The 20,495-nt window shown below is 59.5% G+C and carries 18 protein-coding genes; 10 read left to right on the forward strand and 8 right to left on the reverse strand.

Annotated features, from left to right (window positions below; all coding sequences use genetic code 11):
* Positions 1-374: 374 nt before the first annotated feature.
* From J7655_RS00555 to dnaA, 8 genes are all read right to left on the reverse strand, one after another.
* The gene (locus tag J7655_RS00555) at positions 375-776 is read right to left on the reverse strand and encodes a glycine-rich domain-containing protein (protein WP_230926101.1); all 402 of its coding nucleotides are present in this window, start codon (positions 774-776) and stop codon (positions 375-377) included.
* A gap of 225 nt (positions 777-1,001) precedes the next feature.
* Positions 1,002-1,805, reverse strand: coding sequence for an IS21-like element ISPst3 family helper ATPase IstB (gene istB, locus J7655_RS00560; RefSeq protein WP_010454871.1), 804 nt, complete (start codon positions 1,803-1,805; stop codon positions 1,002-1,004).
* Positions 1,798-3,297 carry an IS21-like element ISPst3 family transposase gene (istA, locus tag J7655_RS00565; RefSeq protein ID WP_230927644.1) on the reverse strand — a complete coding sequence of 500 codons (1,500 nt, stop codon included), beginning with the start codon at positions 3,295-3,297 and terminating at the stop codon, positions 1,798-1,800. The genes istB and istA overlap by 8 nt, the downstream gene beginning before the upstream one ends.
* 206 nt (positions 3,298-3,503) lie before the next feature.
* Positions 3,504-3,977, reverse strand: a complete 474-nt coding sequence (locus J7655_RS00570; RefSeq protein ID WP_230926102.1) for a hypothetical protein — start codon at positions 3,975-3,977, stop codon at positions 3,504-3,506.
* Positions 3,978-4,369: 392 nt separating this feature from the next.
* Complete coding sequence (gyrB, locus tag J7655_RS00575; RefSeq protein WP_230926103.1) at positions 4,370-6,790, reverse strand: DNA topoisomerase (ATP-hydrolyzing) subunit B; 2,421 nt, start codon at positions 6,788-6,790, stop codon at positions 4,370-4,372.
* A gap of 4 nt (positions 6,791-6,794) precedes the next feature.
* Positions 6,795-7,898, reverse strand: coding sequence for a DNA replication/repair protein RecF (recF, locus tag J7655_RS00580; protein ID WP_230926104.1), 1,104 nt, complete (start codon positions 7,896-7,898; stop codon positions 6,795-6,797).
* Entirely contained in the window at positions 7,898-9,001 is a 1,104-nt protein-coding gene (gene dnaN, locus J7655_RS00585) for a DNA polymerase III subunit beta (protein WP_230926105.1), read from the reverse strand. Before dnaN ends, recF begins: the two co-directional genes overlap by 1 nt.
* 31 nt (positions 9,002-9,032) lie before the next feature.
* Positions 9,033-10,523, reverse strand: coding sequence for a chromosomal replication initiator protein DnaA (gene dnaA / locus J7655_RS00590; RefSeq protein WP_147811212.1), 1,491 nt, complete (start codon positions 10,521-10,523; stop codon positions 9,033-9,035).
* Positions 10,524-11,040: 517 nt separating this feature from the next.
* Here dnaA and rpmH point away from each other — a divergent pair.
* From rpmH to J7655_RS00640, 10 genes are all read left to right on the forward strand, one after another.
* Positions 11,041-11,175, forward strand: coding sequence for a 50S ribosomal protein L34 (gene rpmH / locus J7655_RS00595; RefSeq protein ID WP_230926106.1), 135 nt, complete (start codon positions 11,041-11,043; stop codon positions 11,173-11,175).
* 13 nt (positions 11,176-11,188) lie between these two features.
* A complete protein-coding gene (gene rnpA, locus J7655_RS00600) occupies positions 11,189-11,593 on the forward strand; it encodes a ribonuclease P protein component (RefSeq protein ID WP_230926107.1) in 405 nt (134 codons plus the stop codon).
* Positions 11,586-11,831 carry a membrane protein insertion efficiency factor YidD gene (gene yidD / locus J7655_RS00605; RefSeq protein WP_147811214.1) on the forward strand — a complete coding sequence of 82 codons (246 nt, stop codon included), beginning with the start codon at positions 11,586-11,588 and terminating at the stop codon, positions 11,829-11,831. Before rnpA ends, yidD begins: the two co-directional genes overlap by 8 nt.
* Positions 11,832-11,833: 2 nt before the next feature.
* Entirely contained in the window at positions 11,834-13,579 is a 1,746-nt protein-coding gene (yidC, locus tag J7655_RS00610; protein WP_230926108.1) for a membrane protein insertase YidC, read from the forward strand.
* A gap of 97 nt (positions 13,580-13,676) precedes the next feature.
* On the forward strand, positions 13,677-15,044 hold the full coding sequence (gene mnmE / locus J7655_RS00615) for a tRNA uridine-5-carboxymethylaminomethyl(34) synthesis GTPase MnmE (protein ID WP_230926109.1): 1,368 nt from the start codon (positions 13,677-13,679) through the stop codon (positions 15,042-15,044).
* 690 nt (positions 15,045-15,734) lie between these two features.
* Entirely contained in the window at positions 15,735-17,627 is a 1,893-nt protein-coding gene (gene mnmG / locus J7655_RS00620; protein ID WP_230926110.1) for a tRNA uridine-5-carboxymethylaminomethyl(34) synthesis enzyme MnmG, read from the forward strand.
* Positions 17,624-18,271 (forward strand): 16S rRNA (guanine(527)-N(7))-methyltransferase RsmG, encoded by a 648-nt coding sequence (gene rsmG / locus J7655_RS00625; protein ID WP_230927645.1) that lies wholly within the window; start codon positions 17,624-17,626, stop codon positions 18,269-18,271. The genes mnmG and rsmG overlap by 4 nt, the downstream gene beginning before the upstream one ends.
* Before the next feature lie 12 nt (positions 18,272-18,283).
* The gene (locus J7655_RS00630) at positions 18,284-19,072 is read left to right on the forward strand and encodes a ParA family protein (protein ID WP_230926111.1); all 789 of its coding nucleotides are present in this window, start codon (positions 18,284-18,286) and stop codon (positions 19,070-19,072) included.
* A gap of 11 nt (positions 19,073-19,083) precedes the next feature.
* Positions 19,084-19,953, forward strand: coding sequence for a ParB/RepB/Spo0J family partition protein (locus tag J7655_RS00635; RefSeq protein WP_230926112.1), 870 nt, complete (start codon positions 19,084-19,086; stop codon positions 19,951-19,953).
* A 130-nt stretch (positions 19,954-20,083) separates the two neighbouring features.
* Positions 20,084-20,473 carry a F0F1 ATP synthase subunit I gene (locus J7655_RS00640; RefSeq protein ID WP_230926113.1) on the forward strand — a complete coding sequence of 130 codons (390 nt, stop codon included), beginning with the start codon at positions 20,084-20,086 and terminating at the stop codon, positions 20,471-20,473.
* Positions 20,474-20,495 lie beyond the last annotated feature (22 nt).

Here is a 20,495-nt window from a genome sequence, read left to right on the forward strand (position 1 = left end):
TTGGCAACCGCTCGTTCACGATTGACGGGCATGGGTTGATGCCTGCCGCCGCGTTGCTCAGGAATTTATTAACAATCCTGTTAAGAAAATCTCGACCCACTCTGCCGACTAAATTTGACCCAGGGCATACAGGGATCCAGCAGGGCTGCAAGCTGGCAGAGGTAGGCTCCACCTGTGCGATAGGTCAACAGGCCCATTGATGAGCCTGTTGACCTTATTCAATTACTTCGACTTCGCTGGTGGGTAATTACCGCGACCACCTCCCGATTTGTTCCCCGTGGTGCTGGGCAAATTGGGGACGACCGGGCGAGGAGCTGGTTTGGGTGTTTGGCCGGAAGGGCTTTTAGGCTGCTTACTCATATCCACCTCCAGATTTAATAGGCCGCTACATCGTCTTTGCATGCACCCTCAACACGGCATGCACACTTAGACTCGACGTGACACGCGTGATCCTTGCAGCGCATGGCTTGAGCTTCACTGCCACCGCCCGGATACGCACCAAAGTGCTTCTCATACAGCGCCACGGTTTGGGTAAAGGCGCTTTTCAACTCCTGATAGTCGTCCTTGCCGTAGATGCCGAAGTAGGGGTAGTGGTCAATGAAGCGACCGAAGACCTGCTGGCAATCCTCACGATAAGCGCGGGTATCCAGAATATGGGCGTGCCAAATGGCATCCACCATCTTGCTAGGCACCAAGGCTACCGAGGGATAAAAGCACTTCAGAGTCAGAAAGCGGCGGTACTCCTGCTCAGCAAAGTCCCACTCCGCCGCCGACATTTCCGCTTCCGAAGACTCGGTGTACTTATGCTGTTGGCGCTGATGGAAAATTGACCCACCCTGCCGATTGAAATTTGACCCAGGGCGGATTGCTGATTTTGTTACCAGCAACTGTGGATAAGTCTACCAGCGCAGCTGCTTTTGAACCCACTCCCTCGCTGTCCCAGTTCAGCTGTTGAAGACCTGCGACATGCAGCCATGCAGCAGGCCGTCGTCACCATGACATCAGAACGGCTCATCGTCCTCCGGTTCCTGGCCGCCCTTACGCTTTCGCTCCCGTGATTTGATCTTGGCCTGGGCCGCCAAGCTACTGTGTTGCAGGCGATAGGACTCGTTACCGGTTTCGACGATGTGGCAGTGGTGGGTCAGCCGATCCAGCAGGGCGGTGGTCATCTTGGCGTCGCCGAACACGCTCGACCATTCGGCGAAGCTCAGGTTGGTGGTGATCACCACGCTGGTGTGCTCGTACAGTTTGGACAGCAGGTGAAATAGCAGCGCGCCACCGGCCTGACTGAAGGGCAGATACCCCAGCTCGTCGAGGATGACCAGATCCATGCGCAGCAGTGCCTGGGCGATCCGCCCGGCTTTGCCGTCGTGTTTTTCGCGCTCCAGCAGATTGACCAGATCGACCGTGGAGTAGAAGCGCACGCGCTTGCCATGCCGGGTGATGCCGGACACGGCCAGCGCGGTGGCTAGGTGGGTTTTACCGGTGCCTGGCCCACCGATCAGCACCACGTTCTGCGCGGTGTCGGTAAAGGCCAGGCTGGCCAGCTCGCTGATCAGGCGTGCGTCGGCGCTGGAGGCGCTGAAGTCGAAGCCGGCCAGATCGCGGTGCATCGGCAGCTTGGCCATGTTCATCTGGTGGCTCACCGAGCGCATGGCGCGATCTGTGTGCTCTTGTTCCAGCAGGTGTTCGAGCAGCCACTTGGACGAGGCTGTGTTCGACTCACCCTGTGCAGTTAACTCCGCCCAGGCCGTGGCCATGCCGTGCAGGCGCAGTTCCTTGAGTTCCGCCATCAAATCACGCATGACCGACCTCCTCGGCCTGGCCACGCAGGCGGTCGTAGCGCGCCGTGTTAGCGACGGGGGCTTCCTTGAGCGACAAGTGGGTTTCGACGCTGGGTGGTGGTTCGGATGCTGTCAGCCGTGCCACGACATTGAGGATGTGTTCGGCGCTCAGGCTGCCGCTCTCCAGTACCAGCTCAACGGCTACCAGCACGGCATCGAGTCCGGCGACCGGTACGGCAGCCAGGACTTGCGCCATTATCCGGTCACCGCCGGCATGACGCCCCAGGCCGTGCTTAAGCTGACGCAGCGGCACCGGCAGATCAGCAAAGGGCGCGCCGTTGCGCAGCGCACCGGGCTTGCGTTCGATCAGCGGGAGGTAGTGCTGCCAGTCATAGCTGACCTGGTCGCGATCCAGCAAGCGGACATGGCTGGCGATCAGCGCGTCGTCAGCCACCACCTCGATTCGCGTCGGATACAAACGGCTGCTGACCCACTTACCCGCGTACTCACATGGCACCGAGTAGCGGTTGCGCCCGACGCTGACCAGGCAGGTGCTGGAGACCCGCGCAGGCCGCTCGACGTAACCGTCGAATGGCGCTGGCACAGGCATCAGTTCAGCGCGCTCCAACTCCAGCACTTCGGCTACACTCAGCCCGCTGTATTGAGGGTGCGTCAGCTCGTTCCAAAGCGCGCGGCAGCGCTGGCCCAGCCAGGCATTGAGTTCCTCGAAGGAGTGAAACTGGCAGTCGTGGGCGTCTAGCCAGATACGCCTGCGGCTGTCTTGCACGTTCTTTTCAACGATGCCCTTTTCCCAACCAGCGGCGACGTTGCAGAAGTCCGGATCGAACAGGTAATGCGCGCACATCACCGCAAAGCGTGCATTCACCGCCCGGCCTTTGCCCTTATTGACCTTGTCGACGGCGGTCTTCATGTTGTCGTAGATGCCCCGGCGCGGCACGCCGCCCAAGGCGCCGAACGAGCGTGTATGGGCGTCAAATAACATCTCATGGCCCTGGCTCGGATACGCCACAAGCCAGAACGCACGGCTGGCACACAGCTTCAGATGTGCCACCTGCATACGCCGGTAAATGCCGCCGACCAGCAAGCCTTCCTCGCTCCAGTCAAACTGAAACGCCTCGCCAAGAGCAAAGGTCAGCGGCACAAAGGCCTGCGACGCCTTGCCCTGTCCCCCTCGCCAGGCACGGATAAACGCGGTGAGCTGGCTGTAGCCACCGTCATAACCATCGGCTTTGATTTGCGCCAACAGCGCCTTGGCACTGCGCCGCTGTTGCTTGGGGCGCAGCGAATCGGCTTTTAGCGCCTGCTCTAGCGTGGCGTGAAAAGGGCTGAGTTTGTTAAAGATCGCGCGGCGTTGGTACACCGGCTGCTTGGCCTCAGGTGCTCTGACCCACTTGCGAATCGTGTTGCGCGCCAGCCCGGTGCGCTTGGCTATCTCATGCAGCGACAGCTTGTCGCGGAAATACATCCGCCGAATTTTGCCCATCATTTCCATACTGATCACCCTGTGTTCTCCTGCTCAAAAATTGAGCAGAAGCAGTTGAACACCTGGGTCAGTTTTCAGTCGGCAGAACAGCCTCTACTGGGTCAGTTTTCGGTCAGCGGCAACACCATGGACTCCATCTTCGCCGAGAAAGACCTCGCCGAAGTGGCCATTTCCAAGCTTACGCCCGACATGAAGATCTGGGACTACCCCAACCATCAACGATTCCTCGCCGCAAGAATGAGCATTGCTGCCTCCCGACTGGTCTTTCTCAGATTGGCGCCATCGATGCGACCATTCCAGAACCCATCGTCTCGTAAGTACTCGTCAACCTTCCGGTCACCAAAGGTACGGCTGATTACAGCCTTCGAAAGTATGAAGACCTCTGATGACGATGCTGCCGCTGCGATTACTACCCCCCTTACCTCAGCACTCTCAAGTAGTGCCAATTTCGCAGCCCCCGTGGGGAGGGCGCTTCCCTTGACGACGACACGGTCAACCTTGTTCTCACGAACGTAATCAGAACAGCGCTGATGCAGCACAGAGAGCGCAGGCGCTCGGTCACCTTTTTGTAGATTCCACGTCGAGTCAGAAATGATTGTGATCGGTTGGCTTTGATCGTCTGGGACTTCTGTGTCCACAACCGTAGCGCTTTGCCCTACGACCACAATGCCGACAACACGTCTTGTCATACACGTACTTCCTGTTAGGTGCGATTTGGAGCAAAAGCGCTCCATTGATATCGCTTAAGTCTAACAGCACGGAAAAGGGCCTAGTGCGCACCTACAGCCGCAAGAAAATTCGTTCGAGCAACATCCCCGATGGGTCGCGCTGCTTTGGATGCCATGAATTGCAGAGCTCCGGCTCCCCCTCAGAATCTCCCAGATTCCGGCCCCGCCAGCACGAGATTTTCCAGCATTCTCTGTAGCTTCACTACAAACCCTACCAGTGGCGGGCTCCGTTTCTTCGGCTAATCCACTGATACAAAAAGAAAAACCCCGGCTCTAGGCCGGGGTAGTGACAGAAATTGTCATGACAATAACTTGCACAAACATGACAATTTATCTGCCCGTCGACATGCGTATCAGAAGTCCAGGTTCGACACCGCCAGGGCGTTGGACTCGATGAAGTCGCGGCGCGGCTCCACGGCGTCGCCCATCAGGGTGTTGAAGATCTGGTCGGCGGCGATGGCGTCTTCGATGGTTACCTTGAGCATGCGCCGCACTTCCGGGTCCATGGTGGTTTCCCACAGCTGATCCGGGTTCATCTCACCGAGACCTTTATAGCGCTGGATGCTGTGACGCTTGGTGCTTTCGGCCATCAGCCAGTCCAGCGCTTCCTTGAAGGTGCTGACCGGTTTCTTGCGCTCGCCACGCTGAACAAAGGCGCCTTCTTCCAATAGATTGTTCAGTTGGTCGCCCAGGGTAGTGACGGTCTTGTAGTCATTGCTGGCGAAGAAGTCGCGGTTGAAGGTGGTGTAGCTAGCAAGACCGTGCGATTTGACCTCGACCTCCGGCAGCCACAGGTGGCGCTCGCGGTCTTCACGCAGGCTGGCGAAGTAGGTCTGGCCAGATTTTTCGATGGTCTTCAGACGTGCCGCGAAGCCTTCCAGCCAGTTCTGCATGAACGCCTGGTCAGCCAGTTGCTCGACAGCGATGCGCGGCAGGTAGACGAAGTGTTCGGTGATGTCCTTGGGGTAGACGCGTGACAGACGATCAAGGGTCTTCATCACGCCACGGTATTCGCCGACCAGTTTCTCCAGTGCGCCACCGGACAGGCCCGGGGCGTTCTCGTTGACGTGCAGGCTGGCGTCCTCCAGGGCCGACTGGGTCATGTATTCCTCCATGGCATCGTCGTCCTTGATGTACTGCTCCTGCTTGCCTTTCTTCACCTTGTACAGCGGCGGCTGGGCGATGTAGATGTAGCCGCGCTCGACCAGCTCCGGCAACTGACGGAAGAAGAAGGTCAGCAGCAGGGTGCGGATGTGCGAACCGTCGACGTCAGCATCGGTCATGATGATGATGTTGTGGTAGCGCAGCTTGTCGATGTTGTACTCGTCACGGCCGATACCACAGCCGAGCGCAGTGATCAGCGTGCCGACTTCCTGCGAGGAAATCATGCGGTCGAAACGCGCGCGTTCGACGTTGAGGATCTTGCCCTTGAGCGGCAGGATCGCCTGGGTCTTGCGGTTACGGCCCTGCTTGGCAGAACCGCCCGCGGAATCACCCTCCACGATGTAGAGTTCGGACAGCGCCGGGTCTTTTTCCTGGCAGTCGGCCAGCTTGCCGGGCAGGCCGGCGATGTCCAGCGCACCCTTGCGGCGGGTCATCTCACGCGCCTTACGCGCGGCCTCACGGGCACGGGCAGCATCGATCATCTTGCCGACCACGGCCTTGGCTTCGTTGGGGTTTTCCAGCAGGAAGTCGGAGAAGTACTTGCCCATTTCCTGTTCGACTGCGGTTTTCACCTCGCTGGAGACCAGCTTGTCCTTGGTCTGCGAGCTGAATTTAGGATCCGGCACCTTGACCGAGATAATTGCAGTCAGGCCTTCGCGGGCGTCGTCACCGGTGGTGGACACCTTGAACTTTTTCGCCAGCCCTTCGGACTCGATGTAGTTGTTCAGGTGGCGGGTGAGGGCAGAGCGGAAGCCCGCCAGGTGAGTACCACCGTCGCGCTGCGGAATGTTGTTGGTGAAGCAGAGCAGGTTCTCGTTGAAGCTGTCGTTCCACTGCAGGGCGACTTCGACACCAACACCGTCTTCTTCACGCTGCACATTGAAGTGGAACACCTGGTTGACCACGGTCTTGTTGGTGTTCAGGTACTCGACGAAGGCTTTCAGGCCGCCCTCGTACTTGAACAGCTCTTCCTTGCCGGTGCGTTCGTCACGCAGCAGGATGCCCACACCGGAGTTGAGGAAGGACAGCTCACGCAGACGCTTGGCCAGGATGTCCCAGCTGAAGTGAATGTTGGCGAAGGTTTCTTCGGAGGGCTTGAAGTGGATTTGCGTGCCGGTACTGTCGGTATCACCTACAGCAGTTAGGGGGGCTTGCGGCACACCATGCACGTAGGTCTGTTCCCAGATCTTGCCGCTACGGCGAATGGTCAGAATCAGTTCCTTGGAAAGGGCGTTGACCACCGACACACCCACACCATGCAGGCCGCCGGACACCTTGTAGCTGTTGTCGTCGAACTTACCGCCGGCATGTAGCACGGTCATGATGACCTCGGCTGCAGATACACCTTCTTCCTTGTGCACATCGACCGGGATACCACGGCCGTTATCGCGCACACTGATCGACTCATCAGGGTGGATGGTAATGGTGATTTCGCTGCAATAGCCGGCCAGCGCTTCGTCGATCGAGTTGTCGACCACCTCGAACACCATGTGGTGCAGACCACTACCATCGTCAGTGTCACCGATGTACATCCCGGGACGTTTGCGTACGGCGTCCAGTCCTTTCAGCACTTTGATGCTGGAGGAGTCGTACGTTTGGTTCTCGCTCATGCCTTCACTCCCGATGGTCTTGGGTCTGGGTGATACGGCCATGTTCCACGTGGAACACAGCAACCGGCGTATCCGTCTGCCAGCCTTCCCTCAACAATTCATGATCCACACAGGTGATGAACACCTGGCAGTGCAAATCTTCCAGCAACCGGCACAGTGCCTGTCGATGCTGTTCATCCAGTTCCGACGGTAGGTCGTCCACCAGATAGATACATTGGCCACGCTTGGCTTCATTGACCAAGTGGCCCTGGGCGATGCGTAACGCACACACCACGAGTTTCTGTTGCCCTCGCGACAGGATTTCTGCCGCGTTATGCCCCGCCAGGCGCAGACGCAAATCTGCGCGCTGTGGGCCAGCCTGGGTGTGCCCGAGTTGCTGGTCACGGAACAGGGAAGTGGCGAGCACCTCGCTCAGCTCTCTATCCTTGTCCCAACCTCGGTAGTAACTCAGGGTCAGACCTTCCAACTGCAGCAGCTCGGCAAGAGTTCGTTCGAACACCGGCTTCAACGCCTGAATGTAGGCTCTGCGATAGGTGTCGATTTCCTCACTCGCACTGCACAATTCGCGATCCCACGCGACCTGCGAAGCACTGTCAAGTGTACCATGGCGCAGCCATGAGTTCCGCTGCCGCAGGGCTTTCTGCAGGCGCTGCCAGGCGCCGAGAAAGCGATGTTCCACGTGGAACACGCCCCAATCGAGAAACTGCCGGCGGATCTTCGGCGCACCTTCGAGCAGACGAAAACTATCCGGGTTGATCAATTGAAGTGGCAATAAGTCAGCCAGTTGTGCAGCACTGCGCGCGTTCTGCCCATCGATACGAATCTGCAGTTCGCCCTGACGATCACGGGAAATGCCCAGATTGCTGGAGCCGCCCTCGGCCAATTGCACCTGCCCAAAAACGGTACAAGCCGGTTGCTCGTAATGAATCACCGGCTGCAAGCGAGTGCTGCGGAAGGAGCGGGCAAGGCCGAGCAGATGGATCGCTTCCAGCACGCTGGTCTTGCCGCTGCCGTTGTCGCCGTGGAGGATGTTGATGCGGGAGGAGGGGGAGAGGGTCACCGGGTGCAGGTTACGCACCGCGGTGACCGTGATACGGCTCAGTGACATTAAAGGCGCATCGGCATTACAACGTAGGCAGAATCATCGTTGTCGGCTTCCTGCAACAGAGCACTGCTGTTGGAATCGGACAGGATCAGGCGCACTTGCTCGGTCCCCATTACGCCCAGTACATCCAGCAGATAGCTGACGTTGAAACCAATCTCCAGACCACCGCCGTTATAGTCGACAACGATTTCTTCCTCGGCCTCTTCCTGTTCCGGGTTGTTGGCCTGAATTTTCAGCAGACCAGCCGCCAGAGTCAGGCGAATGCCACGGTATTTTTCGTTGGAGAGAATCGCCGTACGGCTGAAGGCTTCACGCAGGCCCTGACGATCCGCCAGTACCAGCTTGTCGCCACCGCGTGGCAGCACACGCTCGTAATCCGGGAACTTGCCATCTACCAGCTTCGAGGTGAAGGTGAACTCGCCGGTGTTGGCACGGATGTGATGCTGACCCAGTACGATGCTGACTTCAGCGTCCTGCTCGGTGAGCAAGCGCGCCAGTTCAAGAATACCTTTACGCGGCACGATGACCTGATGCTTGCCTTCTTGTTGAATCACAGCCTCCATCGAGCACATGGCCAGACGGTGACCATCGGTAGCCACGGCTCGCAACAGGCCGCTCTGCACTTCCAGCAGCATGCCGTTGAGGTAGTAGCGCACGTCCTGCTGGGCCATGGCGAAGCTGGTGCGCTCTACCAGGCGACGCAGCTTGGCTTGCGGCAGGTTGAAGGTCAGCGAACCCGGGCCTTCCTCGACGGTGGGGAAGTCGTTGGCCGGCAGGGTGGACAGGGTAAAGCGGCTACGGCCTGCCTTGACCAGCAACTTCTGATCATCGACGCGGATGTCGATCAGCGCATCGCTCGGCAAGCTCTTGCAAATGTCCATCAGCTTACGCGCCGGCACGGTGATCTCGCCCGGCTCGGCAGCGTCTTCCAGCGTCACACGACCTACCAGTTCGACTTCGAGGTCGGTACCGGTCAGCGATAATTGCTGGCCTTCGACGACCAGCAGCACATTGGACAGAACCGGCAGCGTCTGGCGTCGTTCCACGACACCGGCGACCAGTTGCAGGGGTTTCAACAGGGCTTCGCGTTGAATGGTGAAATGCATGGTCTAGTCCCTTGCCTCGTGGAGCTGCGAATCAGGTTGTAAGCGTACGCAGCAGGTTCTTGTAATCCTCGCGGATGTCCGCATCGGATCCCCTAAGTTCAGCAATCTTACGGCATGCGTGCAACACCGTGGTGTGATCGCGACCGCCGAAGGCCACACCGATTTCCGGCAGGCTGTGATTGGTCAGTTCCTTGGATAACGCCATGGCCACCTGACGCGGCCGAGCAATCGAACGCGAGCGGCGCTTAGAGAGCAGATCGGTGATCTTGATCTTGTAGTACTCGGCCGTGGTGCGCTGGATGTTGTCGATGCTGACCAGCTTGTCCTGCAGGGCCAGCAGATCCTTGAGCGATTCGCGAATCAGCTCGATGGTGATGTCGCGCCCCATGAAATGCGAGTGGGCGATCACACGCTTCAGCGCACCTTCCAGCTCGCGCACGTTGGAACGGATGCGCTGGGCGATGAAGAAAGCGGCATCGTGCGGCAGATCGACCTTGGCCTGGTCGGCCTTCTTCATCAGGATCGCTACACGGGTTTCCAGTTCCGGCGGTTCCACGGCCACGGTCAGGCCCCAGCCGAAACGCGACTTGAGACGCTCTTCCAGGCCTTCGATCTCCTTCGGGTAACGGTCGCTGGTGAGAATCACCTGCTGACCACCTTCGAGCAATGCGTTGAAGGTGTGGAAGAACTCCTCCTGAGAGCGTTCCTTCTTGGCGAAGAACTGGATGTCATCGATCAGCAGTGCGTCCACCGAACGGTAGAAGCGCTTGAACTCGTTGATGGCGTTGAGTTGCAACGCCTTGACCATGTCGGCGACGAAACGCTCGGAATGCAGGTACACCACCTTGGCATTGGGATTCTTCGCCAGCAGGTGGTTGCCCACAGCATGCATCAGGTGGGTCTTGCCCAGGCCGACACCGCCATACAGAAACAGCGGGTTGTAGCCATGCTTGGGGTTGTCCGCCACCTGCCAGGCAGCCGCACGGGCCAACTGGTTCGACTTGCCCTCGACGAAGTTATCGAAGGTAAAGGTACGATTGAGGTAACTGGTGTGCTTGAGGCCACCTTCGACCTGCACGGAGCGTTCGGTACGCGGGGCAACCGCTGGCGTCGGTGGTTGCGGTGCGGCACCGGCCATCGAATCGAAGCTGGCCCGCGAAGGTTCTGTTTGCGCCGGAGGCGGCAACGGTTTGCTCACGGCAGCGGCAACCTGTACCTGAGCCGCACGCGCGGCAGCCGGCAGTGGTGCGGTTGGCGCAACGCGGGCAGTCGCGGCACGCTTGCTACCTATTAATAAGGACAGCGCAGGCACCATACCGTTGGCGCGCTCGCCAATCAGCTCGAGCAAGCGGCTCAGATACTTTTCGTTGACCCAATCGAGAACGAAGCGATTCGGCGCATAGACGCGCAGTTCATCGCCTTCGGCTTCGACCTGCAGAGGACGGATCCAGGTGTTGAATTGCTGGGCCGGCAACTCATCGCGCAGAAGCTCGACACATTGCTGCCATAGTTCCACTGACACTGACTATCCCCTTGGGCGGCGATGCAAAAACAGCCGCCATTGTACCGGCCCATGACTGAGTTATCCACACAGCTTGAACTCAATGGACACGCAAAATCAAAGTCTTAGTTACATTCACAAGGCTTATCAGCTGGGCAATAAACCTTGTGGATAATCCGCCTGCAAGTCTCTGTAAAACCCTGGGGATGAGCCCACGGATAACCAGCCTGTGGGTAAAAGGGCATTCCATCCTCAGCTTCCAAGCAGGCATCGCACAAGCGCAGCACGTCTTTTCGACAGGGTTATCATCCCGACAAGGACACTGGTAGCAATGCTGTCAGCAGGTTGTCCACAGATCGGGGCGCTGCTAATCAACATAAACACAGAAAAAGAGCTTTAAATTCTTTCTCTTCTTTCTTTATCTATCCGACGAATAAGGTTGGTTGGAAATTGACCTGCCGCGTGGCTTTCTCTAGAATTGTTGGTCTCTTAAAACCGGGGTCATTCCGACCCTAGTCGATCACCCAGGTAACGCACCATGAAACGCACTTTCCAACCCAGCACCATCAAGCGCGCTCGCACCCACGGTTTCCGTGCCCGCATGGCCACCAAGAACGGCCGTACCGTCCTGTCGCGTCGTCGCGCCAAGGGCCGTAAGCGTCTGACTGTCTAATTGATCCAGACAGGTGGTGAGTCGAGACTTCGGCCGGGACAAGCGACTGCTGACTCCCAGGCAATTCAAGGCAGTCTTCGACTCCCCAAGCGGTAAGGCGCCGGGCAAGAATGTCCTGCTGCTAGCGCGCGATAACCAGCTTGATCATCCCCGGCTAGGTTTGGTGATCGGCAAGAAGAGCGTCAAGCTCGCCGTCGAGCGCAACCGCATCAAGCGTCAAATCCGCGAGTCCTTCCGCCTCAATCAGGACAACCTGACAGGCTGGGACATCGTGGTGGTCGCCCGCAAAGGGCTAGGCGATCTTGAGAATGGCGAACTCGCTCAGCAGTTCGGCAAACTCTGGAAACGCTTGGCCCGAAGCCGGCCCAGTCGCGACGCTGACTTATCCTCCGGGACAAGCGACAATCCCCATGCGTAAAGCGGCTCTTGCCTGTATCCAGGTTTATCGCTACGCCATCAGCCCACTGATGGCCAGTCACTGCCGTTTCTACCCCAGCTGCTCCTGCTATGCCTATGAAGCCATCGAGCAACATGGCTTCCTGCGTGGTGGCTGGCTGACAGCGCGCCGTCTTGGTCGTTGTCACCCCTGGAATGCCGGCGGTTACGATCCGGTTCCACCCGTTAAAACATCCCGTTCCCCTTCGATGGCCGAATAATCATGGATATCCAACGTTCGATCCTGATCGTCGCCCTGGCAGTCGTGTCCTACCTCATGGTCCTGCAATGGAATGAGGACTATGGCCAGGCTGCCCTGCCAGCCGAGGTTAGTACCTCGACCGCTGCGACGCCCGCTCTGCCCGACACACCTGCTGCAACCGCCAGCACCGGTAGCGACGACATTCCTACTGCCGTGGCCGAGCCAACTGCAGCAGCCGTTGCACCGACTGCCGCAGCCAGCGATGAGCTGATTCGTGTCAAAACCGACGTGCTCGATCTGGCCATCGACCCGCGTGGTGGCGATATCGTGCAACTGCGTCTGCCGCAGTACCCGCGTCGCCAGGATCGTCCGGACGTCCCCTTCCAGCTGTTCGACAACGGCAACGAGCGGACTTACCTGGCGCAAAGCGGCCTGATCGGCCAGAACGCACCAGACAGCTCCAGCCGTCGTGCCCTGTGGTCGAGCGAAAAGCAAAGCTATGAAATGGCGGCTGACCAGAACAGCCTGGTGGTCGACCTGACCTACAGCGAAAATGGCGTCAGCTACATCAAGCGCTACAGCTTCAAGCGTGGTCTCAACCCGCAGTGCTCGGCACGCGAGCAAGAGCTGAAGAAACCTGGCTGCATCGATCCGTCCGCCTACCAGGTCGACGTGCGTTACCTGATCGACAACCAGAGCGACCAGGCCTGGAGCGGCAATCTGTTCGCCCAGCTCAAGCGCGACAACAGTGGTGATCCGTCCTCGACCACCGCCACTGGCACCGCCACCTATCTGGGCGCCGCGCTGTGGACCAGCGAAGAGCCCTATAAGAAGGTGTCGATGAAGGACATCGACAAGCAGTCCTTCAAGGAAACCGTACAGGGCGGCTGGGTTGCCTGGCTGCAGCACTACTTCGTCACCGCCTGGGTGCCGAGCAAGGACAGCACCAACCTGGTACAGACCCGCAAGGACAGCCAGGGTAACTACATCGTTGGTTTCACCGGCCCGTCCGTGCAGATCGCTGCCGGCGCCCAGGGCGAAACCGGCGCCATTCTGTATGCTGGCCCCAAACTGCAGGAACATCTCGGCACCCTGTCTCCAGGCCTGGAGCTGACTGTTGACTACGGCTTCCTGTGGTTCCTCGCACAGCCGATCTTCTGGCTGCTGGAAGTGATCCATGGTCTGCTCGGTAACTGGGGTTGGTCGATCATCTTCCTGACCATCATCATCAAGCTGATCTTCTTCCCGCTGTCGGCTGCCAGCTACCGCTCGATGGCCCGTATGCGTGCCGTCTCGCCGAAACTGCAGGCGCTGAAGGAACAGTTCGGTGACGATCGCCAGAAGATGTCCCAGGCGATGATGGAGCTGTACAAGAAAGAGAAGATCAATCCGCTGGGCGGCTGCTTGCCGATTCTGGTGCAGATGCCGGTATTCCTCGCCCTGTACTGGGTGCTGCTGGAATCCGTCGAGATGCGTCAGGCGCCCTGGCTGCTGTGGATCACCGACCTGTCGATCAAGGATCCGTTCTTCATCCTGCCGATCATCATGGGCGCGACCATGTTCATTCAGCAGCAGCTCAACCCGACTCCGCCGGACCCCATGCAGGCCCGTGTGCTGAAGCTGATGCCGATCATCTTCACCTTCTTCTTCCTGTGGTTCCCGGCTGGTCTGGTGCTGTACTGGGTGGTCAACAACATCCTGTCCATCGCCCAGCAGTGGTACATTACGCGCAAGATCGAAGCAGCAGCGAAAACGGCCAACGCCTGATTCGCCAAGGCTTCCAAGCATCAAGCAAACGCCCCATGATTGGGGCGTTTTGCTATCCGGCACAATGCCAACACCTTCACCTGTAGCGAGAAGCCCCATGAACCATGCCCGAGACACCATCGCCGCTGTCGCTACTGCCCAAGGTCGGGGCGGTGTGGGCATCGTGCGCGTATCCGGGCCATTGGCGGGACAACTGGCACAGGCCATCTGCAGGCGCGAGTTGAAGCCGCGCTTCGCCCATCACGGCCCTTTCTTCGGTGAACAGGGACTGACGCTGGACGAAGGCCTGGCCATCTACTTCCCCGGCCCCAACTCCTTCACCGGCGAAGACGTGCTGGAGTTGCAGGGCCATGGCGGCCCGGTGGTGCTCGACCTGCTGTTGCGCCGTTGCATGGAGCTGGGTGCACGCCTGGCTCGGCCCGGTGAGTTCAGCGAGCGTGCGTTTCTCAACGACAAGCTCGACCTGGCCCAGGCCGAAGCCATCGCCGACCTGATCGAAGCCAGCTCCGAACAGGCCGCACGCAATGCCCTGCGTTCGTTGCAAGGCGAGTTCTCCAGGCGTGTGCATGCGCTGACCGAATCGCTGATTCAGCTGCGCATCTATGTCGAAGCCGCCATCGACTTCCCCGAGGAAGAAATCGACTTTCTTGCCGATGGCCATGTACTGAACCAGCTCGATGGCGTGCGTGCCAATTTATCCACAGTGCTGCGTGAAGCGGGTCAGGGTGCCCTGCTGCGCGATGGCATGACCGTGGTTATCGCCGGCCGCCCCAATGCCGGCAAATCCAGCCTGCTCAATGCCCTGGCTGGACGCGAAGCAGCCATCGTCACCGATATCGCCGGCACCACCCGTGACGTGCTGCGTGAACATATCCACATCGACGGCATGCCACTGCACGTAGTCGACACCGCCGGTCTGCGCGACACCGACGACCAGGTCGAGCGTATCGGCGTGGAGCGCGCGCTCAAGGCCATCAGCGAGGCGGATCGCGTGCTGCTGGTAGTGGACTCCACTGCGCCGGAAGCCGCCGATCCCTTTGCCCTCTGGCCAGAGTTTTTAGAGCAGCGTCCGGATCCAGCACGAGTCACCCTGATCCGCAACAAGGCCGACCTGTCCGGCGAGGCAGTGACACTAGAAACCAGTGCCGATGGCCATGTCACCCTCAGCCTGTCGGCCAAGTCCGCCGAAGGCCTCGAGCTGCTGCGCGAACACCTGAAAGCCTGCATGGGTTATCAACAGACCGCAGAAAGCGGCTTCAGCGCCCGCCGCCGCCACCTGGAGGCGCTGCATCAGGCCGAGCAGTACCTCGAGCACGGCCGCAACCAGCTCACCCTGATGGGCGCCGGCGAGCTGCTGGCCGAAGACCTGCGCATGGCGCAACAGGCACTGGGCGAGATCACCGGCGCCTTCAGCAGCGACGACCTGCTGGGGCGGATCTTCTCCAGTTTCTGCATCGGCAAGTAAACCTTCGCCAGCATGCCCTTGGCCACAGCGCGCCTGTAGGCGCGCATTCATCCGCGAAAAGGGCATCGCTGGTCGCGCCACTGATCCTTTTCTTCCTGCCTCCCCGGATTTCATCCGGGCTACGAACTGCAGGCCAGCCCCCCTGGCCGCATCACTCTGCACACCTTTCATCAACTTACGACGCATTAAGGGCTGACATTGCCTGGTTTTCAGTCGGAATCCGGCTGAGCTGATGAGTTATTCATAGCGAAATAAACCCTGTGGAAAACCGCCCCTGAACCCTGCCCATAACCCTATGACAAAGCTGGGCGTAACTACCCCTGTGGGTAACTGGCACTTCCATCCACAGTGGTTCAGCAGCTTTCTCAGTGGAAGTGAGCAGGATCGACACAGGCTTATCATTCGCTGTACACCTCTAACAGCAAGGGCTGTAGAAGGTTATCCACAGAAATGGCTTGCTCTATACATAAACATAAAGAACAAGCTTTATAAAAATTCTCTCTATCTATTCTTTATAAGCCTGAGCGTATTTCTCACGGTGCGGAGGGTGATCAGGTAAGGAGGTCGATGGGAAAGGCCCGTGCTATCCGGTTGGCTATTTTTTGTGCAGAAGGCTTCATTCAGCAGGCTGAAGTCCCTATACTTGCCGCCTTTCTTTCAGACCCCTTCTCAACAGGCACGAGGTGCGTGGTGGATTTCCCTTCCCGTTTTGACGTGATCGTGATCGGTGGCGGTCATGCCGGTACCGAAGCAGCCCTGGCTGCAGCACGCATGGGCGTGAAGACGCTGCTGCTCACCCATAATGTCGAGACCCTCGGCCAGATGAGCTGCAACCCGGCCATCGGTGGGATCGGCAAGAGCCACCTGGTCAAGGAAATCGATGCCCTGGGTGGCGCCATGGCCACGGCTACCGACAAGGGCGGCATCCAGTTCCGTATTCTCAACAGCCGCAAGGGCCCAGCCGTGCGTGCCACACGTGCGCAGGCCGACCGCGTGCTCTACAAAGCAGCTGTTCGCCAGATTCTGGAAAACCAGGCCAATCTGTGGATTTTTCAACAGGCAGCCGATGACCTGATTGTGGAAAACGCCGAAGTCAAAGGCGTGGTCACCCAGATGGGCCTCAGGTTCCATGCGGATTCCGTGGTGTTGACCACAGGCACCTTCCTCGGCGGACTTATCCACATTGGCCTGCAAAATTACTCCGGTGGTCGTGCTGGCGACCCACCTTCCATCGCTCTGGCGCATCGCCTGCGTGAGCTGCCGCTGCGTGTCGGTCGCCTGAAGACCGGTACGCCGCCACGCATCGACGGCCGCTCCGTGGATTTCTCGGTGATGACCGAGCAGCCAGGCGATACACCAACGCCGCTGATGTCCTTCCTTGGCAAGCGTGAGCACCAGCCGCAGCAGATCAGCTGCTGGATCACTCATACCAACGCGCGTACCCACGAGATCATCGCCGCCAACCTCGACCGTTCGCCGATGTACTCCGGGGTGATCGAAGGCGTTGGCCCGCGCTACTGCCCGTCGATCGAGGACAAGATCCACCGCTTTGCCGACAAGGACAGCCATCAGGTGTTCATCGAGCCGGAAGGCCTGACCACCCATGAGCTGTACCCCAACGGCATCTCCACTTCACTGCCGTTCGATGTGCAGCTGCAGATCGTACGTAGCATCCGTGGCATGGAGAATGCGCATATCGTGCGCCCGGGCTACGCCATCGAATACGACTACTTCGATCCGCGTGACCTGAAGTACAGCCTGGAGACCAAGGTCATCGCCGGCCTGTTCTTCGCCGGACAGATCAATGGCACCACCGGCTACGAAGAAGCCGGGGCCCAAGGCTTGCTGGCCGGCTGCAACGCCGCGCTGCGTGCACAGGGCAAGGAAGCCTGGTGCCCGCGTCGTGACGAAGCCTATATCGGTGTCCTGGTCGATGACCTGATTACCCTCGGTACTCAGGAGCCCTACCGCATGTTCACCTCGCGCGCCGAATACCGGCTGATCCTGCGCGAGGACAACGCCGACCTGCGCCTGACCGAAAAAGGCCGCGAGCTGGGGTTGATCGATGATGAACGCTGGGCAGCCTTCGAGGCCAAGCGCGAAGGCATCGTTCAGGAAGAGCAGCGCCTGAAGAGCACTTGGGTGCGCCCGGGCACACCGCAGGGTGATGCCATCGCCGCGCGTTTCGGCACGCCGCTGGCCCATGAATACCACCTGCTCAACCTGCTGGCACGCCCAGAGATCGATTACGCCACCCTGGCGCAGATCACCGATTCCCCGGCTGTGGATAACCAGGTGGCCGAACAGGTCGAGATCAAGACCAAGTACGCCGGTTACATCGACCGTCAGCAGGAAGAAATCGCCAAGCTGCGCGCCAGTGAGGACACCAAGCTGCCGGAAGACCTGGACTACGGCAGCATTTCCGGGTTGTCCAAGGAGATCCAGTTCAAGCTCGGCAATACCCGCCCCGCCACCCTTGGTCAGGCTGGGCGCATCCCCGGCGTTACCCCGGCAGCCATCTCGCTGTTGCTGATTAATCTGAAAAAGCGCAGTGCGGGTCAGAAACTGGAGCAGAGCGCCTGATGTCGGTCACTCAACGTCACGCCGAAGAACTGCTCCAGGGCGCCCGCGAACTGGGTATCGAGCTGAGCCCGTTGCAGCAGGAACAACTGCTCGCCTACCTGGGCCTGCTGATCAAGTGGAACAAGGCCTACAACCTGACCGCCGTGCGCGATCCGGACGAGATGGTCTCTCGCCATCTGCTCGACAGCCTGTCGGTGGTGCCGTTCGTGGCCGAACGTGGGGACAACTGGCTGGACGTCGGCAGCGGCGGCGGCATGCCCGGTATTCCGCTGGCGATCATGTTCCCCGAGCGCCACTTCACCCTGCTCGACTCCAACGGCAAGAAGACCCGCTTTCTCGTCCAGGTGAAGCTGGAGCTGAAACTCGCCAACCTCGAGGTTGTCCACAACCGGGTCGAAGCGTATCGACCAGAGCAGCCTTTCGACGGCATCAGCTCGCGGGCTTTCAGCAGCCTGGAAGATTTCAGCAACTGGACGCGCCACCTCGGTAACGCCGATACCCATTGGCTGGCGATGAAGGGCGTGCACCCGGATGACGAGCTGCAGGCGCTGCCGGCGGACTTCCGTCTCAGTGCCACGCACGTGTTGCGGGTTCCCGGTTGCCAAGGCCAGCGCCATCTGTTGATACTGCGTCGCTCGGTCTAAGGGGAAAGGAAGATGGCCAAGGTATTCGCGATCGCCAATCAGAAAGGCGGCGTGGGCAAAACCACGACGTGCATCAACCTGGCTGCTTCACTGGTAGCGACCAAGCGCCGCGTGCTGCTGATCGACCTCGACCCGCAGGGCAACGCGACCATGGGCAGCGGCATCGACAAGCACGCCCTCGAGCACTCGATCTACGACGTGCTGATCGGCGAATGCGACCTGAGCCAGGCCATGCAGTTTTCCGAGCACGGCGGCTACCAGTTGCTGCCGGCCAACCGCGATCTGACCGCTGCGGAAGTGGCATTGCTGGAAATGAAGATGAAGGAAAGCCGCCTGCGTTACGCCCTGGCGCCGATCCGCGAGAACTACGACTACATCCTCATCGACTGCCCACCGTCGCTGAGCATGCTGACCATCAACGCCCTGGTCGCCGCCGATGGCGTGATCATTCCCATGCAGTGCGAGTATTACGCGCTCGAGGGCTTGTCCGATCTGGTCAACAGCATCCAGCGCATCGCCCAGCTGCTCAATCCCAAGCTGCAGATCGAAGGTCTGCTGCGCACCATGTACGACCCGCGCATCAGCCTGACCAACGACGTCACGGCTCAGCTCAAGGAACACTTCGGCGACAAGCTGTATGACGCCGTGATTCCGCGCAATGTGCGCCTGGCCGAGGCGCCGAGCTTCGGCATGCCGGCGCTGGTCTACGACAAACAATCCCGTGGGGCCATCGCCTACCTGGCTTTGGCCGGCGAGCTGGTGCGCCGTCAGCGCGCCGCCGCGAAAACCGCTACCGCTTAAGGAACATCCGCATGGCTGCGAAGAAACGAGGTCTGGGTCGAGGTCTAGACGCCCTGCTTGGCGGCAACACCGTCAGCGCACTGCAGGAAGAAGCCGCCCAGGCCGACACCCGTGAGCTGCAATACGTGCCGCTGGAGTTGATCCAGCGAGGCAAGTACCAGCCGCGTCGCGACATGGACCAGACTGCGCTGGAAGAACTCGCCGCCTCCATCCGCGCCCAGGGCGTGATGCAACCTATCGTGCTGCGTCCCATCGGTAACGGCCGTTTCGAGATCGTTGCCGGTGAACGCCGTTGGCGGGCCAGCCAACTGGCTGGTCAGGACAAGATCCCGGCCATGGTCCGTGAGCTGCCCGATGAAGCCGCCATCGCCATGGCGCTGATCGAGAACATCCAGCGCGAAGACCTCAACCCCATCGAGGAAGCCGTGGCCCTGCAGCGCCTGCAGCAGGAATTCGAGCTGACCCAGCAGCAGGTCGCCGATGCCGTCGGCAAATCCCGCGTCACCATCACCAACCTGCTGCGTCTGATCGCCCTGCCCGAAGAGATCAAGACCCTGCTCGCTCATGGCGATCTGGAAATGGGCCATGCCCGTGCGCTGCTCGGTTTGCCCCTGGAACAGCAGGTCGAAGCGGCGCGACACGTTGTCGCACGCGGCCTTACCGTTCGTCAGACCGAGGCGCTGGTGCGCCAGTGGCTGAGTGCCAAACCGGCCCCGGTCAAGGCCAAGGCCGATCCGGACATCAGCCGCCTGGAACAGAAGCTCGCAGAGCGTCTGGGCTCGCCGGTACAGATCAAGCACGGTAGCAAGGGCAAAGGGCAGCTGGTAATTCGCTACAGCTCACTCGACGAATTGCAGGGCGTACTGGCGCACATTCGTTGAAACAATTCAGCCTGTAGTCCTGGTCCACTGCTACTACAGCACGGTTGATCAGGCGTAGGCAGGCCCATATACTCCCCGCGCAATTTTGTCGGCTGTGAGCCGAGATTCGGCGGCTTTATGGGAGAGGTCGATGGGCATCCCGAGTAAGGCCCCGTTTCATCGTCAGCCTGGTTTTCCGATCCTGATTTTTCAGGCCATCGTGACGGCTGTAATTGCAGTGGTTTTTGCCATCAGTGGCGGATGGGTTGCGGCCTATTCGGCATTGTTGGGTGGGCTGATCGCTCTGTTGGCCAACGCGTATTTTGCATTCAAGGCCTTTCGTTATTTTGGCGCGCGTTCGGCCCGAGCCATCGTCCAGTCGATCTGGGCCGGGGCCATGGGTAAATGGATTATCACGGCAGTGCTGTTTGCACTGGCGTTCGTAGGGGTTGAACCACTTGCACCGATGCAGCTGTTCATCGGTTATCTGCTGGCCCTGTTGGCAGCAGCCTGTGCACCCCTGCTCATGAAAGTTTTCTGAAGCATTGGACCGTTTGAGGCGT

Source organism: Pseudomonas wenzhouensis (genome assembly GCF_021029445.1).
Classification (GTDB): domain Bacteria; phylum Pseudomonadota; class Gammaproteobacteria; order Pseudomonadales; family Pseudomonadaceae; genus Aquipseudomonas; species Aquipseudomonas wenzhouensis.

Coding starts and splice junctions, on each gene's coding strand:
- J7655_RS00630 (WP_230926111.1), top strand. CDS start 18,284: ATGGCCAAGGTATTCGCGATCGCCAATCAGAAAGGCGGCGTGGGCAAA.
- rpmH (WP_230926106.1), top strand. CDS start 11,041: ATGAAACGCACTTTCCAACCCAGCACCATCAAGCGCGCTCGCACCCAC.
- istB (WP_010454871.1), bottom strand. CDS start 1,805: ATGCGTGATTTGATGGCGGAACTCAAGGAACTGCGCCTGCACGGCATG.
- J7655_RS00555 (WP_230926101.1), bottom strand. CDS start 776: ATGTCGGCGGCGGAGTGGGACTTTGCTGAGCAGGAGTACCGCCGCTTT.
- yidC (WP_230926108.1), top strand. CDS start 11,834: ATGGATATCCAACGTTCGATCCTGATCGTCGCCCTGGCAGTCGTGTCC.
- J7655_RS00570 (WP_230926102.1), bottom strand. CDS start 3,977: ATGACAAGACGTGTTGTCGGCATTGTGGTCGTAGGGCAAAGCGCTACG.
- gyrB (WP_230926103.1), bottom strand. CDS start 6,790: ATGAGCGAGAACCAAACGTACGACTCCTCCAGCATCAAAGTGCTGAAA.
- recF (WP_230926104.1), bottom strand. CDS start 7,898: ATGTCACTGAGCCGTATCACGGTCACCGCGGTGCGTAACCTGCACCCG.
- J7655_RS00635 (WP_230926112.1), top strand. CDS start 19,084: ATGGCTGCGAAGAAACGAGGTCTGGGTCGAGGTCTAGACGCCCTGCTT.
- dnaN (WP_230926105.1), bottom strand. CDS start 9,001: ATGCATTTCACCATTCAACGCGAAGCCCTGTTGAAACCCCTGCAACTG.
- yidD (WP_147811214.1), top strand. CDS start 11,586: ATGCGTAAAGCGGCTCTTGCCTGTATCCAGGTTTATCGCTACGCCATC.
- J7655_RS00640 (WP_230926113.1), top strand. CDS start 20,084: ATGGGCATCCCGAGTAAGGCCCCGTTTCATCGTCAGCCTGGTTTTCCG.
- mnmE (WP_230926109.1), top strand. CDS start 13,677: ATGAACCATGCCCGAGACACCATCGCCGCTGTCGCTACTGCCCAAGGT.
- istA (WP_230927644.1), bottom strand. CDS start 3,297: ATGGAAATGATGGGCAAAATTCGGCGGATGTATTTCCGCGACAAGCTG.